Source organism: Enterococcus sp. DIV2453a (genome assembly GCF_050533535.1).
Classification (GTDB): domain Bacteria; phylum Bacillota; class Bacilli; order Lactobacillales; family Enterococcaceae; genus Enterococcus; species Enterococcus faecalis.
Genome location: NZ_CP172899.1, coordinates 1,206,622 through 1,223,610, shown reverse-complemented (window position 1 = coordinate 1,223,610; position 16,989 = coordinate 1,206,622). Strand labels below are relative to the sequence as shown.

General features: G+C 39.0%; 14 protein-coding genes. 4 read left to right on the top strand and 10 right to left on the bottom strand.

All coding sequences use genetic code 11. From position 1 onward, the window contains the following. Positions 1 to 133 precede the first annotated feature (133 nt). Both IGK03_RS06095 and IGK03_RS06090 read left to right on the top strand, forming a co-directional pair. Positions 134 to 1,339, top strand: coding sequence for a YdcF family protein (locus tag IGK03_RS06095; RefSeq protein WP_002382277.1), 1,206 nt, complete (start codon positions 134 to 136; stop codon positions 1,337 to 1,339). Positions 1,340 to 1,355: 16 nt separating this feature from the next. Further along, positions 1,356 to 2,408 carry an AI-2E family transporter gene (locus tag IGK03_RS06090; RefSeq protein WP_430602566.1) on the top strand — a complete coding sequence of 351 codons (1,053 nt, stop codon included), beginning with the start codon at positions 1,356 to 1,358 and terminating at the stop codon, positions 2,406 to 2,408. Between the two features lie 20 nt (positions 2,409 to 2,428). Here IGK03_RS06090 and IGK03_RS06085 read toward each other — a convergent pair whose 3' ends face one another. Next, positions 2,429 to 4,840 carry a hydroxymethylglutaryl-CoA reductase, degradative gene (locus IGK03_RS06085; protein WP_430602564.1) on the bottom strand — a complete coding sequence of 804 codons (2,412 nt, stop codon included), beginning with the start codon at positions 4,838 to 4,840 and terminating at the stop codon, positions 2,429 to 2,431. A gap of 185 nt (positions 4,841 to 5,025) precedes the next feature. Here IGK03_RS06085 and IGK03_RS06080 point away from each other — a divergent pair, with 185 nt between their 5' ends. Further along, positions 5,026 to 6,177 (top strand): hydroxymethylglutaryl-CoA synthase, encoded by a 1,152-nt coding sequence (locus IGK03_RS06080; RefSeq protein ID WP_002357756.1) that lies wholly within the window; start codon positions 5,026 to 5,028, stop codon positions 6,175 to 6,177. A gap of 72 nt (positions 6,178 to 6,249) precedes the next feature. On the opposite strand, the gene IGK03_RS06075 is transcribed toward IGK03_RS06080, so the two are convergent. The 5 genes from IGK03_RS06075 to IGK03_RS06055 form a co-directional block, all read right to left on the bottom strand. Further along, positions 6,250 to 7,032 (bottom strand): hypothetical protein, encoded by a 783-nt coding sequence (locus tag IGK03_RS06075; protein ID WP_179141026.1) that lies wholly within the window; start codon positions 7,030 to 7,032, stop codon positions 6,250 to 6,252. Positions 7,033 to 7,154: 122 nt separating this feature from the next. Then, positions 7,155 to 7,757 (bottom strand): dihydroxyacetone kinase subunit DhaL, encoded by a 603-nt coding sequence (gene dhaL, locus IGK03_RS06070; protein ID WP_002360441.1) that lies wholly within the window; start codon positions 7,755 to 7,757, stop codon positions 7,155 to 7,157. 12 nt (positions 7,758 to 7,769) lie between these two features. Continuing rightward, positions 7,770 to 8,753: a dihydroxyacetone kinase subunit DhaK gene (gene dhaK / locus IGK03_RS06065; protein WP_002366604.1), complete on the bottom strand. Its 984-nt coding sequence runs from the start codon at positions 8,751 to 8,753 to the stop codon at positions 7,770 to 7,772. Continuing rightward, the gene (gene dhaM / locus IGK03_RS06060; protein ID WP_002357762.1) at positions 8,754 to 9,152 is read right to left on the bottom strand and encodes a dihydroxyacetone kinase phosphoryl donor subunit DhaM; all 399 of its coding nucleotides are present in this window, start codon (positions 9,150 to 9,152) and stop codon (positions 8,754 to 8,756) included. Positions 9,153 to 9,164: 12 nt separating this feature from the next. Further along, positions 9,165 to 10,304 (bottom strand): glycerol dehydrogenase, encoded by a 1,140-nt coding sequence (locus IGK03_RS06055; RefSeq protein WP_085406432.1) that lies wholly within the window; start codon positions 10,302 to 10,304, stop codon positions 9,165 to 9,167. Positions 10,305 to 10,464: 160 nt separating this feature from the next. Here IGK03_RS06055 and IGK03_RS06050 point away from each other — a divergent pair, with 160 nt between their 5' ends. Continuing rightward, complete coding sequence (locus IGK03_RS06050; RefSeq protein ID WP_002382271.1) at positions 10,465 to 11,451, top strand: PocR ligand-binding domain-containing protein; 987 nt, start codon at positions 10,465 to 10,467, stop codon at positions 11,449 to 11,451. Between the two features lie 112 nt (positions 11,452 to 11,563). Here the strand turns inward: IGK03_RS06050 and lpdA are convergent, their stop codons facing one another. From lpdA to pdhA, 4 genes are all read right to left on the bottom strand, one after another. Then, positions 11,564 to 12,970, bottom strand: a complete 1,407-nt coding sequence (gene lpdA, locus IGK03_RS06045) for a dihydrolipoyl dehydrogenase (protein ID WP_002357765.1) — start codon at positions 12,968 to 12,970, stop codon at positions 11,564 to 11,566. A 7-nt stretch (positions 12,971 to 12,977) separates the two neighbouring features. Then, positions 12,978 to 14,597, bottom strand: a complete 1,620-nt coding sequence (locus IGK03_RS06040) for a dihydrolipoyllysine-residue acetyltransferase (protein WP_002357766.1) — start codon at positions 14,595 to 14,597, stop codon at positions 12,978 to 12,980. Positions 14,598 to 14,739: 142 nt separating this feature from the next. Further along, positions 14,740 to 15,717: an alpha-ketoacid dehydrogenase subunit beta gene (locus IGK03_RS06035; protein WP_002357767.1), complete on the bottom strand. Its 978-nt coding sequence runs from the start codon at positions 15,715 to 15,717 to the stop codon at positions 14,740 to 14,742. A 2-nt stretch (positions 15,718 to 15,719) separates the two neighbouring features. After that, positions 15,720 to 16,835, bottom strand: coding sequence for a pyruvate dehydrogenase (acetyl-transferring) E1 component subunit alpha (pdhA, locus tag IGK03_RS06030; protein WP_002357768.1), 1,116 nt, complete (start codon positions 16,833 to 16,835; stop codon positions 15,720 to 15,722). Positions 16,836 to 16,989: the final 154 nt, after the last annotated feature.

Sequence of the window (16,989 nt, the reverse complement as noted above, 5' to 3'; positions counted from 1 at the left end):
CCTGACGTTAATCGTCAGGTTTTTTTTATAAAAAAAAGAACAAGAAAACTTTCTGAAACTAAGTGCTTCCTCTATTTTTTTTGAAGAGTTTTCGTTATACTGAAGAGGAAAAATGTTTTAAAGGAGTTTATTTATGCAATTTTATGGTGATTTAACCTTTTTAGGTGTTTATTTATTGGGTCTCTTTTTCATTCCCTCGTGGCGAAAAAAGAAAAAAGAACACGATTGGTTGCCGTGGATGTTTGGCTGGACCGTCTTTATGTTCTTCTCATATGTTTTATATTTAGAAATCATTCGTGGCACAGCCTTCTTTTTAATTCCCATTGCTTTTTTTGGCTTGTTTGCGCTCTTCTACTTCAAAGAAAAAAGGCGTTTACTGAATGGAACATTATTTAATATTTTTCTTGTGGTTCTAGCGACTTATTTAGGGATTACTGCGATTCGTACAAACAACTACTTTCTAATCACCTTAGCAATTATTGCCCTGCTGGCGATTTTTATCGCTTTGGCTTTAGGACTCTATGCCTTAATTATTTTCCTCTATTGGAATGCGGTCGTTGTTATGAGAAAAGAAGGTCGGTCTCTAGGGAACTTGTTGACGTTGTTGCTAGCAATTGGCTTAACATTACTATTAATTTATAATTTCTTTTTTCAATCGTTGTTACCAACTTGGCTCTCCTTACCCTTAACTATTGCGCCATTTATTTTGACTTATTTCGCGTTTGTTTTTTATAATTTTTTAACTGTTTCTACGTTGTATCAATTTAATCAGCCAAAATATACACAGGATTATATTGTTGTGTTAGGTTCGGGGTTAATCAATGGTGAGATTGTGCCGCCATTATTGCAAGCCCGCATCAACAAAGCCATTCAATTTTACAAGGCTCAAAATCGCGCAACGTTAAATCCACCAAAAATCGTCATGTCTGGTGGCCAAGGTCCCGATGAATTACTTCCTGAAAGTGTCGCGATGAAAATGTATGCTTTGACACAAGGTATTCCTGATGATGATATTTTAGTAGAAGCTCATTCAAAAAACACCCTGGAAAATATGCGTTTTTCCAAAGAAACAATGATTGAGGATTTTGGAAATGCTAATTTCCAAGCCATTTTTACTACAAACAATTATCACCTTTTCCGAGCGGGTCTTTTCGCTCGAATGGCTGGCTTAAAAGCTGATGGCATTGGTGCAAAAACCGCTTTTTATTTTTTACCTAACGCGTTTATTCGAGAGTTCATCGCCATTGTAGTGATGTACAAACGCCGCCATATTATTGTTTGCGGCCTAGCTGCCATCGGTATGGTTATGTTATTCTTAACAGGATTGATTATTCAGTAAAGAAGGAGTTTCCCCTATGAGTTTGTATCAAAAATTTATTCAAAATGAACGTTTGCGACGTCTTTGCGTCCTTGCTTTGATTATTTTTGTGCTTTATTTATCCAGAAGCATGATTACAACAATTCTTTTAACATTTATCTTTACCTATTTAGCTGTTCGTTTGGTCCATTTTGTTCAACGCTATATGAAAATCCCGACGATTGTCATCGTTCTCTTAACCTATGCATTGGTTGTTTTTCTAATCTATTTAGCGATTACTAAATATGTTCCCGTTCTAGTTAACCAAACGACTCAAATGATTAATTCTGTAGTTGATTTTTATCAAAGTCCACATACAGATACAAATCAAGTATTGCAATTTATTGATCAATACTTGGAAAAATCTAACTTACTCTCTCAACTCCAGAATGGTGCTTCAATGATTTTACGCTACATTCAAGATATTGGTGCTGTCGGTTTATCATTTGTCATGTCCTTTATTTTAAGTTTCTTCTTTATGATTGAGAAGAAGCAAATGGCTGATTTTTCTAAGTTATTTTTAAAAAGTGATTTTGATTGGTTTTTTCAGGATATCTATTATTTCGCCAACAAGTTCGTTAACACATTTGGTGTCGTAATGGAAGCTCAGTTTTTCATTGCTGTGGTGAATACAGTCATTACTACCTTGGCCTTGGCGATAATCGGCTTTACTCAGTTACCTAGTTTAGCCATTATGATCTTCATTTTGAGCTTAGTCCCAGTTGCTGGTGTGATTATTTCCTGCATTCCGCTAAGTTTCATCGCTTATTCCCAAGGTGGCTTGAACGATGTGATTTATATCTTAGCTTTAATTACAATCGTCCATTTATTTGAATCTTACGTGCTAAATCCTAAATTCATGTCTAGTAAAACAGAGTTACCAATCTTTTATACGTTTGTCATTTTATTAGTTAGTGAGCGTCTCTTTGGTGTATGGGGACTTATTGTAGGAATCCCTGTGTTCACTTTCTTCTTAGATGTCTTAAAAGTAAAACCAATTCGTGGCCTGAAACGGCTACCTAATGTGAAAAAAAATAGTTCAGCAGAATAATTTCTGCTGAACTGTTTTTTTTATTGTTTTCTTAAATCATTTAAAATAGCCAAGGCTCGGTCTTGGTTCATCGTTTTTTGACGTTTTAATTGTTGAGCGACTGCCTCAACTTCTTTACCAGTAGCTCCAACCGTCATCGCTAAAGAACGTGCTTGTAGAGCCATGTGTCCTTTTTGAATTCCTTCAGAGACTAAGGCCCGTAGCGCCGCTAAATTTTGTGCCAAACCAACAGCCGCTACTACTCGACTTAGTTCTTTTGCATCCGTCACTGCTAACAAATCAGCGGCTGCTTGAGATTTAGGTAAGACTTTTGTGGCACCGCCAACCGTGGCTAACGCAAGCGGAACTGAAATTTCACCAATTAGTTGTTCGCCATCCAGCGTCCAACTAGTCAAGCCTTGGTAGCGACCTTCTTTCACCGCAAAAGCATGACAAGAAGCGCTAACAGCGCGTGTATCATTTCCTGTAGCTAAAACTACAGCTTCAATGCCATTCATGATTCCTTTGTTATGCGTGACTGCCCGATAAGGATCTAATGAAGCATAGCGTGAAGCTAAAACAATTTTTTCAGCAATTTCCCGGCCATTGCTCCCCTTACTTAAACGTGAAACTGGAATAGCCGTTTTCATCGTAACAACCGACTCCGTGGCATAATTACTTAAAATACTGAATAAAATCTTTTGCTCCGCAAACCATTCACGGAACAACTCGGCCACACCTTCCAACATAGCGTTAACGATATTTGCCCCCATTGCATCCTTAACATCTACTAAAAAGTCGACAGATATAAATGATTCATCAAAAGCACGATATTGCAAATCCCTTAAGCCGCCGCCGCGTTTAACGATAGATGGATAACTTAACTCTGCTTGTTGAAAAATTTCCGCTTCTCTTACTTGTAGTTTATCAATCAACGACTCGGGGTCTGCAACATCGTAAAAAACGATTTGTCCACGCATTAAGCGTTGTTGACTCACTGTTTTAAATCCTTGTGCTATTTTTGCACCATTACTCAAAGCCGCAATCACTGAGGGCTCTTCTGTCGCCATTGGTACCAAATAATCAGTTTCATCCACTGTTAAATGTAAGCCAACGCCCATCGGCACTTCTGTTTCACTGATTTGATTTTCAATCATATGATTGGCAATCTGCGAAGATAAAGCCGTATTTTCAAATTCTTTTTTTGTATCAGCAGAAATCTGGCCTTCATTAAGAAGAAAAGCCAGGCGTTCCTCAGGACTCATTTGATAAAATCGGCTGTTTTTTTTTTGCTGAGGTCTCTCTAGTAGCATAGCGAGTCCTAAGCCACCGCCGATACATAAAGAAGCCACGCCATATTTCTTTTCTTTTTGATTTAATTGATAACTTAAACTCGTTAATAAACGAGCACCTGTGGCACCAATCGCATGACCTAATGAAATACCGCCACCATAAATGTTAACCTTTTCCTCTGGTAAAGACAGTTCTCTTTGGACCACAATTGAAGTTGCTGCAAATGCTTCGTTGATTTCATACAGATCAATTTCTTCCGTAGTAAGTTGATTCCGCGCTAACAGTTTTTGAATGGCTTTAATCGGCGAAATTCCCATATAGGCTGGATCAATACCGACTTCCACACTGTCTCGAATAATAGCTAAATAAGGAAGACCGTGTGCTTCGGCATATTCTTGTGAAGCAATAATCAAAGCAGAAGCCCCATCATTAATGGTTGATGCATTCCCTGCTGTTACAGTACCGTCTTCTTTAAAAACTGTTTTAAGCGTTCCTAGCTTCTCAACGCTCGAATTAGGGCGAATCCCTTCATCTTTCTCCACAAGCGTTCCTGATACTTCTAAGGGGGCTATTTCGTCAGCGAATATCCCTTCTGCTTGTGCTTGAGCTGCTTTTAATTGTGAATGTACAGAAAATTGATCTTGCTCTTCTCTAGTTACATGATACTTTTCGGCCACATTTTCAGCAGTTAAACCCATTGCTTGACCACTAAAGGCATCCGTTAACCCATCGTACATCATACTAGAAAAAGGCGCATCGTAGCTTTCTGTTTCGTAATTAAATCGTTGTAATTTAGGTGCTTGGGACATATTCTCAATCCCGCCAGCAATTAAAACTTCCGCTTCCCCTAATTGAATCAATTGTTTCGCCAAAATAACGGCCTTCATTCCTGATCCGCAGACCTCATTAACCGTCATTGCGGGAATTTCATGAGACAAACCGCTGTTTATTGCTATTTGTCGTGCGGGATTTTGCCCATTTCCAGCTTGTAAAACATTTCCAAAGATTACTTGATCAATTTCTTCAGAAATAGTGGAATGTCTTTTTAAAAGTTGTGTTGTAACATGTGTTCCTAAGTCTACGGCACTTACTTGACTTAAGCTGCCTTTATATTTTCCAATTGGTGTTCGTAATGCATCAATAATAACTACTGTTTTCAACTAAATGCACCTCCATCTTGAAATATATCATAAAATCCCAGAATCACAAGTGCCAATTACTGAATGTTAACAGACTTATAAGATATTTTTTAATAATCTATGAAGTTAATACAAAAATTCCCCATTTTGGTTCATTTCGTGCTATTTTATATAATGAATCTATTTATCGTAAAGGAGTTAAAGAAATGACAATTGGGATTGATAAAATTAGTTTTTTTGTGCCCCCTTATTATATTGATATGACGGCACTGGCTGAAGCCAGAAATGTAGACCCTGGAAAATTTCATATTGGTATTGGGCAAGACCAAATGGCGGTGAACCCAATCAGCCAAGATATTGTGACATTTGCAGCCAATGCCGCAGAAGCGATTTTGACCAAAGAAGATAAAGAGGCCATTGATATGGTGATTGTCGGGACTGAGTCCAGTATCGATGAGTCAAAAGCGGCCGCAGTTGTCTTACATCGTTTAATGGGGATTCAACCTTTCGCTCGCTCTTTCGAAATCAAGGAAGCTTGTTACGGAGCAACAGCAGGCTTACAGTTAGCTAAGAATCACGTAGCCTTACATCCAGATAAAAAAGTCTTGGTCGTAGCGGCAGATATTGCAAAATATGGCTTAAATTCTGGCGGTGAGCCTACACAAGGAGCTGGGGCGGTTGCAATGTTAGTTGCTAGTGAACCGCGCATCTTGGCTTTAAAAGAGGATAATGTGATGCTGACGCAAGATATCTATGATTTTTGGCGTCCAACAGGCCACCCGTATCCTATGGTCGATGGTCCTTTGTCAAACGAAACCTACATCCAATCTTTTGCCCAAGTCTGGGATGAACATAAAAAAAGAACCGGTCTTGATTTTGCAGATTATGATGCTTTAGCGTTCCATATTCCTTACACAAAAATGGGCAAAAAAGCCTTATTAGCAAAAATCTCCGACCAAACTGAAGCAGAACAGGAACGAATTTTAGCTCGTTATGAAGAAAGTATCATCTATAGTCGTCGCGTAGGAAACTTGTATACGGGTTCACTTTATCTGGGACTCATTTCCCTTTTAGAAAATGCAACGACTTTAACCGCAGGCAATCAAATTGGTTTATTCAGTTATGGTTCTGGTGCTGTCGCTGAATTTTTCACTGGTGAATTAGTAGCTGGTTATCAAAATCATTTACAAAAAGAAACTCATTTAGCACTGCTGGATAATCGGACAGAACTTTCTATCGCTGAATATGAAGCCATGTTTGCAGAAACTTTAGACACAGACATTGATCAAACGTTAGAAGATGAATTAAAATATAGTATTTCTGCTATTAATAATACCGTTCGTTCTTATCGAAACTAAGTATTTAAATCCCCCTATTCAATCAACAAAAGAGCTAGACATTCAAGTTTTTGCTTGAATGTCTAGCTCTTTTTATGAAAGCCAAACTTCTTTGACCCCGTCTGTCACGGCGATACCATCTGTCAAAGCTAAACGTTGTGAATAAGAAACGTAGCCATAATAAACATCAACACCGCCGCCATTGTTCCAAGTAACAGTGATTTTAACATTTGGAGTAATCGATTTTGTAACTGGTTGGGTCGTCGGGCGATAACTAGTCGTATCATAACTTAAAATAGTGCCCGAAGCTCCACTTATTTCGGCTTTTCCTGTGTAAATTTCGCCATTCGTATTCGTCTGCGTGACTGCTCCATTCGCTTCAATGATTAAACCCGCTTGCTTTTGATCTCCTCGTGGATAATAAAAAAGATACGTGGTTGCCCATTTAGCAAATTCATCTGGAATTGGTTTAAGTGATTCCGTTGGTGCCGGACTCGACTTCGTTTGCTTTTCAACCGCGACTTCTTCTTGTCTTTTTAAGCCTTCATTATTTTGATTATTTAGTTTCTCAACCGTTTCTTTAACGATTGAATAATGAGGTTTCCCTAAATCGCTAACAGGAATCGTAGCTAATTTTTCTTCTGATTCTTTATATTGCCCCTCTGCCGTTAACTTTTTAGCTTCTGTAATAATGGCATCATACTTGGTTTGGTCTACGGAAGATGATGTGCTTTGTCCCGTAGCTTCGACTTGTTTTGTGACACTGGTTTTTTCCGTGGTCACGTCTGATGAATTTCCACAAGCACTTACAAACATTGAGCTAACGATTAATAAACATCCCACAATCACATGCTTTTTCATCTTTAAATCCCCCATTTGTTTATCTTTGTTATTTTTTGTTACTTAAATTATCCCATAGATGAACAAAAGAAACCATTATTTATAAAAAAGTTTAGCAAGTGCTTCAAGAGAGGCACTTGCTAAACTTTTTTTCACTGCTATTGATTGATTACTTTGACTAGTTCTTCAAATAATAATGCACTAGATGCTGCTCCTGGATCAATATGACCAATTGCTCGTTCCCCTAAATAAGAGGCACGTCCTTTTTTCGCCACCCAATCTTTTGTTGCTTCAGCAAATTGTTCAATTTTTTCTTCATTAAATTGTTCCGTTCCAATCACTTCAGCAACAGGTGCCCAGACATCAACCATCGTTTTATCTCCTGGTTCAGCTTTGCCGCGCATCTGAATCCCAGCTAGACCTTGCTGAACAATTTCTTTTAATTGCTCTGGCGAACTGATGGTTTCCAAATCTTTTGTCGCTTTAGTCATATTCATAAACGCAGTACCATATAAAGGACCAGAAGCTCCGCCAACTTTTGAAATCAAAGCCATGGATAGGACTTTAAATGTCTCCGTGATTGTTGTTGGTACTTTTTTGTCAAACGCAATTTTGTATTCAGCCATACCACGAGCCATGTTGTTACCGTGATCCCCATCACCAATCGGCGTGTCTAATTCACTTAAATAGTCTTTTTTTTCTTCAATAACTTTTGAATAATTGTCTAACCATGTTTGAATGTCTTTTACTGTTAATTCCATCTTTTATCACCCTTACCAAGAAATTGTTGTTACATTGCTTTCTAGCGCTGTTTGCCAGTCTTTTGTCGCCAAGTCAATCATCGTTAAAGATAATCCTTGCATGTCAATAGACGTCATATAGTTACCCACTTTATGGAAGGTCACTTGAACACCTTTATCTTCTAATAATGTTAGCACGTCGTTCATAAATACAAATTGTTCCATTAATGGCGTGCCGCCCATGCCATTGACAAGTATCCCAACTGTTTGTGGTTGTTGTTCATAGCTACTTAATGTTTTTTCAACTAATTCTTTCGCTAACTCTTTCGATGGTTGGATTTTTTCACGACGATAGCCTGGTTCTCCGTGAATCCCTACGCCAAATTCAATTTCATCTTCTGGTAAAGTAAAACCTGGTTTGCCAACTTCAGGCACAGTGGCTGCTTTTAAAGCCACTCCAATTGTTTTCGTGGCTGCTACAATCTTTTCTCCTAAAGAAACGAGCTCTTCTAAAGAAGCACCTTGGCGGGCATGATGTCCTAAAATTTTATGGACAAGAACAGTCCCGGCAACGCCGCGTTTTCCAGCGGTATAGGTGCTATCTTCGACAGCTATATCGTCATCGACAACGACCATTTCTACATGAATGTCTTCCATATCAGCCATATCTTTGGCCATTTCAAAGTTCAAAATATCGCCTGTATAATTTTTTACGATTAACAGAACACCGGCCCCTTGGTCTGCCGCTTGGATCCCTGTTAAAATTTGATCTGGTGTTGGTGAAGTAAAGACATCACCTAAAACTGCGGCATTTAACATTCCATCACCAACAAACCCAGCATGTGCAGGCTCATGACCACTTCCGCCACCAGATACTAACCCAACTTGTTTGTTTGAGTCGTTGCGAGCAATCACGCGAGAATCTTCGACTTGATGAACAAGGTTTCCATAGCTTTTCACAATTCCTTGGAGCATTTCTTCGACAATTTTACCAGGTTCATTAATAATTTTTTTCATTTAGTTCCACCCTTTCTTACCAGCATTTTGAGCTTCTGCTAAAATTTGCGTCAAATCATCTGAGACACCTGCAGTAATTGCTGCCGCAAAGGCACCTTCAACCAATGGTGCATCGACTAAATGATAATGTTTCTGTTGGTCTTCTTCTAGCATATCAAAAGCTAATTCTGAACTTAAAACGGCACTGCCTAAATCGGCAAAAATTAAAAATTCTCGGTCAGAGTCCGCTTCGTTAATCGTGTCAATGATTTTCATTGGATCTGAACCTAATGAACCATCTGATGTACCACCAAGTGAATGAATCGTAATTTCTTCACTGGCATTCATCTGTTCAATCATCTCTTTAATACCATCTGTAATCATTTTGCTATGTGAAACGAGTAAAATATCTGCTTTCATGTGGACACTTCCTTAATCTAATTTATGTCTTGTTTTATATTCTTGTCCGACTTTATCTGCAACAATGATTGCATTCGCTACTTCTTCAACGACAATTGGGAATGGCATTGAATGAATTGATTCTTCTGGAATGCAAGCAATTTTGGCTACTTCCAACGATTCTTCATAAGTGATTTCATCGACACCAATGTCTGAAAGCGTTAATGGTAAACCTACAGAAGCGCTAAAGTCTAAAACAGCTTCTAATTCGTCTTTTGCTGCATCTTCTAATACAAGTTGTGCAATCGTTGCAAAGGCTACTTTTTCACCATGTAAATAACTGTGCGCACCAGGTAAGACTGTCATACCGTTATGAATCGCATGCGCTGCAGCTAAACCACCACTTTCAAAACCTAAGCCTGAAAGTAAGATATTTGTTTCGATAATCTTATTCAATGATTCAGTAACCACATTTGCATCACAAGCTAATTTCGCTTTTAACCCATCTTCCTGTAGGTTTTCCCAGCAAAGTTTTGCCATGGCCAAAGCTGCATATGTGCCGCTAGCAGCAGGCGTTAAGCCTTCTCTTGAACCCATTGGCAAACTAGCATTAACCCGAGAATATGAATTGTGTGTTGCGCGTGCTTCAAAATATGTGGATAAGGCATCCCCCATTCCAGCAACTAAAAATCTAGTTGGCGCTTTGGCAACCACTTTTGTATCAACCATCACGACGCTTGGACTTTGTTTAAAGTAAGCATAATCATCAAATGAGCCATCTTCATGATATAGTACAGCTGAATGCGAAGTTGGTGCATCTTGAGCCGCAATCGTTGGTACAATAATTAAGTTTTCACCTTCTGCTACGACTTTTGAAGCATCGATTGCTTTACCGCCACCTAAACCAATGATACAGTCTGCTTGTTCTTTTTGTCCAACGTTTTGCAAGCGCTTTGTTTCTTCACGCGTTACTTCTCCACTAAAGCCACCCTCTACGAAGGTAATGTCAAACTTTTTCGCTGTTTCTTCCAATTGTGGACGTACACGATCAACGTCAGCAGGATTTGCAATTAGTAACGCTTTTTTTCCAAAAGTTGAAACGAAGTAACCTAAGTTTAGTAATTCATCTTCCCCTTGAACATATTTCGTTGGTAAAATCAATGCTTTTCTCATGTTGATAGCCTCCTATATTTTGTTTACATACATAGTATAAAACGCTTTCATACAAAAAGCATTGAACTTTTGGTATCGTTTTCTTGCAAAAAATGATAGAATTATTTTGTGAAATAATAAAATATTATGATTTTTAAACTTTAGATTGAAGGATTGCCTTATGACTGTAGAATTAAAAAATATTTTAGATTTAGAGAAGTGGGAAAAATTGCAAGAATCATTGGCCTTAAGCACTCGCTTAGCCATTATTTTAGTCGATTATAAAGGTCGTCCTGTGACGAAACATAGTCAAGTTCAACCCTTTTGCCAACTGGTACGTCACTCCCCTGAGCTCTCGAAACTTTGTGAAAAATGTGATGCTCGTGGTGGCTTGGAAGCTGTTCGCACTGGTCAGCCTTTTATCTACCGTTGTCACTTTAACATCGTTGATATGGCCATCCCCATTATTGTTGATGACCAGTATGTAGGAGCCATTATGGCTGGTGAAGTTTTGCTCGAAGATCACCAAGAAGAGTTAGAACAGGTTTTAACCATGAATGATGCCTTCATTCAAGAATTTTTAGTAACACACCAAGAGCTGTATCAACAATACCCTGTTTTAGAACTAGCAGACTTAGAAAAGAGCGCTACATTAATCGCTGATCTAAGCCAATATATTATTTCTGAAGCCATCAAAAAAGATTATTTAATCAATACGTACAAACAATCCTTACAGATTAGTTCGCGAAAAGAAGAGCTGGAGCCATTGAATATGATCCAAAAAGATATTCAACAAACTTTATTAACTGCTCAATTAACTCCTTCAAGTGCCTATCAAACTAAAAATAAGCAATTACAACCGGTTTTAGATGCCCTTTGGGAAAACAAATCGCTGCGTTTAAATTTACAAGAACTGGCAGACCTTGTTCATTTGACACCGACGTATTTAAGTCGTTTATTAAAAGAGGAGTTTGGTATTCCCTTTAGTCAATTTTATCGACAATTAAAAATCACATGGGCTAAACAGCTTCTTTTGGAGACAGATAAAACGATCGCCCAAATCAGTGAAGATTTAGGGTTTGTTGAAGATAGCTATTTTGTCCGTATCTTTAAACAAGAAACGGGTGAAACACCTCTTAAATACCGTAAAAGAAAGAACAGAGCATAAAAAAACAACGACTCCGAGAAGTCGTTGTTTTTTTACACCTTTTGCACTTGCTGTGGCTAATGCAACAAGTGCAAAAGGCGCATTATATCTGTCGTGCGACAAAGTGATACTATTAAATATGAATTGGTAAACCTAAAGCCAATTCAGCTGTATCCATAGTAATTTCGCCCAATGATGGGTGTGGGTGGATTGTTAAAGCAATGTCTTCTGCATTCATGCCAGATTCAATAGCTAAAGCTAATTCAGAAATCATGTCACTTGCACCGACACCGGCAATTTGTGCACCGATGATGACATTGTCTTCTACAGTTGTAACTAAACGCATGAATCCTTCAGTTTTATCTAAAGAGATTGCACGGCCGTTACCAGCAAATGGGAATTTGTAGCCTTTTGCTTCGATTCCCGCTTCTTTTGCTTCTGCAACAGTCATACCAACGCTTGCCAATTCTGGATCAGTAAAGGCAACAGCTGGCATTGCTTTGTAATCAACTGCAACTTTCTTACCAGAAATTGCTTCAGCAGCAATTTTTGCTTCGTAGCTTGCTTTATGCGCTAACGCAGCACCTGGTACGATGTCGCCGATTGCGAAGATGTTTTTCACGTTAGTACGTCCTTGGTTGTCAACTGGGATTAAACCACGTTCGCCAATTTCAACGCCCGCTTGTTCTAAGCCTAAGTCGTCTGTGTTTGGACGACGTCCAACAGTAACCATTACGTAATCTGCTTCAACACTTTCTTCTTTTCCGTTAACTTCATATTTAACAGTGACGCTATCGCCATTGTCAACAGCTTCTTTAGCCATTGCAGAAGTCACGATTGTTACGTTTTTCTTCTTGAAGTCGTCTGTGACAACTTTAACCATATCTTTTTCATAAGTTGGTAAAATTGATGGGCTACCTTCTAAAATTGTTACTTCTGAACCTAAGTTAGCATAAGCGCCACCTAATTCAGCACCGATGACACCGCCACCGATAATAACGAATTTTTTAGGAACTTCTTTTAAGTTTAAACCGCCTGTAGAATCTAACACGCGTCCGCCAAATTTGAATCCTGGGATTTCAATTGGACGAGAACCTGTTGCTACAATAGCATTATTGAATGAGTAAGTTTGTGCTGAGTCTGGGTGAATAACACGCAATGTATTTTCGTCAACGAAGAATGCTTCGCCTTCAATAATTTCCACTTTGTGTTTTTTCAATAACATGCCAACGCCGCCTGTTAATGATTTAACAACTGTGTTATCTTTCCAGTCTTGTGTTTTTGCAAAGTCTAATTCGACTCCTTTAGCTGTTACACCAAAAGTTGAAGAATCTTGTGCTTCTTGGTAATGATGTCCAGCAGCAATTAAAGCTTTTGAAGGAATACATCCAACGTTTAAACAAACGCCTCCGATGTATTCACGTTCGATAATCGCAACTTTTTGACCCATTTCTGCGGCACGAATTGCGGCAACGTATCCTCCAGGACCAGCTCCGATTACGACTGTATCTAGTTCAATGGCGAAATCTCCTACTACCATTTGTTAATCATCCTTCCATTAATAGTAATTCTGGATCAGCTAATAAGCGTTTAATGTTGTTCATTGCTTTTTGAGCAGTTGCGCCGTCAACGATACGGTGGTCAAAGCTTAATGATAATTTCATCATGCGTCCCACAACGATTTCGCCGTCTGCATTAACAACTGGTTCTTGTGCAATTGTACCAACGCCTAAAATAGCAACTTCAGGGTAGTTGATTACTGGTGTAAACCAGCCGCCACCGACTGAACCAATGTTACTAATTGTGATTGTACCATCACGCATATCTTGTGCAGTTAATTTGCCTTCGATAGCCAATGCTGCTTTTTCGTTGATTTCATCAGCGATAGCAAACATGCTCTTCGTATTAGCATTTTTAACATTTGGTACATATAAGCCATGATCTGTATCAGTAGCGATACCAATGTTAAAGTAATTTTTGTAAACAATTTCTTGTGCTGCGTCATCGATTGATGCATTCAAGATTGGGAATTTTTGAACAGTTGAAGTCAATGCTTTTACAACGTATGGTAAGAATGTTAATTTTGTACCATTTGCAGCAGCAACATCTTTAAATTTCTTACGGTGATCCCATAATTTAGAAACTTCTACTTCATCATGTAATGTTACGTGAGGAGCAGTGTGTTTGCTGTTAACCATTGCTTTAGCAATTGCTTTACGTGTTGGTGTCATTTTTTCACGTGTTTCCATTTCGCCTAAATCAGAAGTAAAGGCTTTTGGCGCTGCTTTAGGTGCAGCTGCTTCCGCTTTAGGTGCTGCTTCTGTTGCGGCAGCTTCAGTAGCTGGTGCTGCTTGAGAACCACCAGAGACAAAGGCATCAATATCCGCTTTAATGACACGGCCACCTTTACCAGTTGCAGTTACTTGTGTAATATCAACGTCTTTTTCACGCGCATACTGACGAACAGATGGCATTGCTAAAACGCGTTTGTTTGGATCAGCGGCTGCAACTACGCCTGTTGAAGCGGCTGGAGCTGATGCTTCCGCTTTAGGAGCGTCAGTAGCTGGTGCTGCGGCTGCCGGTGCTGCTGAATTATGACCAGGTGCGTCAATTTCAACTAACACGTCACCAACATTGGCAACTGTTCCTTCTGGTACAACGATATTTTTTACAGTACCTGTTACTGGTGATGGAATTTCTTCTACTGATTTGTCATTTTGTACTTCTAATAATGAATCATCTTCATTAATTGTGTCGCCCGCTTTAACGAACCATTTAACGATTTCGCCTTCGGCAATTCCTTCACCGATGTCTGGTAATTTGAATTGGAAAAATCCGCCAGCTGCTTCTGTTGTTGGTACAGCAGCAGGTTGTGCTGGTGTTTGTTCTTGTGCAGGAGCTGCTGGTGCTGCATCGTTATCTTCGTGACCAGGTGCGTCGATTTCGATTAACACGTCACCAACGTTTGCAACTGTTCCTTCTGGTACAACGATATTTTTTACAGTACCTGTTACTGGTGATGGAATTTCTTCCACTGATTTGTCATTTTGTACTTCTAATAACGTATCGTCTTCGTTGATTGTATCGCCAGGTTTTACAAACCATTTAACGATTTCGCCTTCGGCAATCCCTTCACCGATATCCGGTAATTTAAACTGATAAGCCATTTTTTAAGTCTTCCCTTCTTCGTTGGATCTGTCTATTTTCTTAGGAGCAAAACGCGGGGAAACGACTATAGTAGCTGAACATTTCATGCCTATAGCCGTATTCCACCTGTTTAATTCTTCGTTTATCTACTTCGAATAACTATTAAAATTCGACGATTTCTCTAGCTTTTGCTTCGATATCTTTCGCATTTGGTAACCAGATATTTTCTGCTTGTCCGAATGGGAAGATTGTATCTGGAGCAGATACACGTCCGATTGGTGCTTCTAATGATAATACGGCACGTTCAGAAATTTCAGAAACAACCATAGCGCCAACGCCAGCTTGTTTTTGTGCTTCTTGAACGACAACCACACGGCCAGTTTTTTCAACAGAGTTAATAATTGTTTCCACATCTAAAGGAGCCACTGTACGTAAGTCAATGATTTCTGCTGAAATATTGTCTTTCGCTAAGCTATCAGCTGCTTTAATCGCTTCACGAACCATAGCGCCGTAAGTGATGATTGATACGTCTGTTCCTTCACGAGTTACAGCCGCTTTATCTAAAGGCACTTCATAAGCTTCGTCTGGCACTTCCTCACGGAATGAACGGTATAATTTCATGTGCTCTAAGTAGACAACTGGATCGTTGCTACGAATAGATGAAATTAATAGTCCTTTTGCATCGTAAGGGTTTGATGGAATAACAACACGAACACCTGGTGATTGTGCGATTAATCCTTCTAAGTTATCTGAGTGAAGTTCTGGTGTATGAACACCACCACCAAATGGGGCACGAACAGTAATTGGCATATTACGAGTTCCACCCATACGGTAACGCGTACGAGCCATTTGACCAACGATTTCGTCAAATACTTCAAAAACGAAACCAAAGAATTGGATTTCGGGAACTGGACGGTAACCTTGCAAGGCAAGACCGAAAGCCAATCCACCGATACCAGATTCAGCTAAAGGTGTATCGAAGACGCGGTCTTCACCAAATTTTTCTTGTAAACCTTCAGTTGCACGGAAAACCCCACCGTTGTTACCAACGTCTTCACCGAAGATTAAGACATTTTCGTCTTTCTCTAATTCAAGAGCTAAGGCATCTGTAATTGCTTGGATCATAGTTTTTTGTGCCATTTTTATTTCGACTCCTTCGCTTCATAAAATGCAATTTGTTCTTTAATTGTTTGAGGTTGAACTTCAAACATATTTTTCAAGAAATCAGAAACTTTTTGTTTTGGCGCTTTATCCGCTTCTGCAATCGCTACTTTGATTTCTTCTTTTGTTTTTTCAATAATTTCTTCTTCTTTTGCTTCAGACCATAAGCCTTTATCTGTTAGATATTTACGGAAACGAGTCAATGGATCTTTTTGTACCCATTCGTCATCCATTTCTTTTGAACGGTAACGTGTTGGATCGTCTCCAGATAAAGTATGTGGACCATAACGATAAGTTAATGTTTCAATTAAAACTGGACCGTTTCCTGCAGCTGACCAATCGCGTGCTTCTTTTGCAATTGCGTAAACTGCTAATGGATCCATACCATCAACTTGAATACCAGGAATTCCTGCTGCAACAGCTTTTTGAGCTAAAGTTTTAGCCGCTGTTTGTTTTTCACGAGGTGTAGAAATCGCAAAACCATTGTTTTGGATAATGAAGACACCGTTTGCTTGGTAAGCACCAGCAAAGTTAATTGCTTCATAGAAGTCCCCTTGTGAAGAACCGCCGTCACCAGTATAAGTGAAGACAACATTTTCTTTTCCACGTTTTTTCAATCCTAAAGCAACACCAGCTGCTTGGATGTATTGAGCACCGATGATAATTTGTGGTGGTAATGCATTTAAATCTTCCGCGTAGTAGTTCCCTGCTACGTGACCACGAGACCATAAGAAAGCTTCTCTTAATGGTAAACCATGTTGTACTAATTGAGGTACATCACGGTAACCTGGTAATAAGTAGTCTTCTTTTTCCATTGCAAATTGACTTGCCAATTGGCTTGCTTCTTGTCCAGCTGTTGGCGCGAAGAATCCTAAGCGTCCTTGACGGTTTAATGCAGTAGAACGTTGGTCTAACACACGAGACCAAACCATGCGTGTCATTAATTCAACTAATTCCTCATCCGATAAATCAGGTACTAAATCTTCATTCACAATTTTTCCATCTTGATCCAAGATTTGGAAAGTTGGGAAATCAGCGTCGACTTTAGCCATTAGCTCTTTAAAGTCAATAGGTTTTTGTTTCTTAGCCTTTGCCATTTTGTCACACAATCCTCTCTATTACGTTTCTTTAATTTCGACAAAAGTAAAACAGAGTGCGAAACTGTATTACTTTTTATCGACTACACTTAACAAATTATCACTAAATTCGAAAAAGCGCAAGAAAAAAACTCTAATTTCTTCATTTTTTCAC